2 protein-coding genes are annotated in these 731 nt (G+C 58.1%); both read right to left on the minus strand.

What is annotated here, in order from left to right; all coding sequences use genetic code 11:
• Positions 1-240 (minus strand): helix-turn-helix domain-containing protein (locus FEV53_RS20480; protein ID WP_484217479.1); only part of this gene is annotated, 240 nt, incomplete at its 3' end.
• A gap of 261 nt (positions 241-501) precedes the next feature.
• Positions 502-731, minus strand: a 230-nt coding sequence (locus FEV53_RS20485; protein WP_142834949.1) for an integrase core domain-containing protein, incomplete at its 5' end; no start/stop codon positions are given.

The raw sequence follows: 731 nt of genomic DNA on the forward strand, positions 1-731 counted from the left end.
TAGCGTATGACGCCGGAATGCGACAATCATGGCCTCCTCCGCTTCGGTGAGAACGGTCGAACGCGGCTCCCTCGGCCCAGTCTTCAAGTCCTCCACCGTCGCCCGCTTGCGCCACTTCGCGACGGTCTTGGGATTGATGCCCAGCTCCTTGCTCAGCTGCGCGAGCGAAGCTTGCGATCGCTGTATTGCAGCTCTGACAGCGTGCGTGGTCGAGGCGCTCCCGTGACGAACTTGTCCCATAATGCTTCCTTCCATTCCTGAGAAAGGATCACACCATCAAACCGTGGGATCAAACACCTTCTGTATCTCCGCTTTGCTATTCCAGGCCCGTCCGCAACCTTGGCCGAGGTCGCTGACGGGGTGGTGCGCGACGTCTGACCCTTGAGGCATGACCACGTTCTCTGGCTTGACGGCACCACCTCTCTTCATCGTCTCGATTAGAGGTGGTCCTTGAAATTCGACCAGTTTGCCGCCGTGCTAAGCTATAGCATTGGTTTCATTTCAGGCGGCAACCTTCAGGTCCGGAGATTGCCTGTCATAGGCCTCGTCCGGCGTCATGATCCCATGTGATGAGTGCGGGCGTCTTTTGTTGTAGTAGCTGATCCAGTCACCGATCCCGTCCCGGGCTTCGGAACCTGTTTCGAAGGCGTTCAAGTAGACGCATTCGTATTTGAGGGATCGCCAGAGCCGCTCGATCATCCGGTTGTCGATCCAGCGGCCCCGGCCATCCA

Origin of the sequence: Palleronia caenipelagi, assembly GCF_007004065.1 — a bacterium.
Taxonomy (GTDB): domain Bacteria; phylum Pseudomonadota; class Alphaproteobacteria; order Rhodobacterales; family Rhodobacteraceae; genus Palleronia; species Palleronia caenipelagi.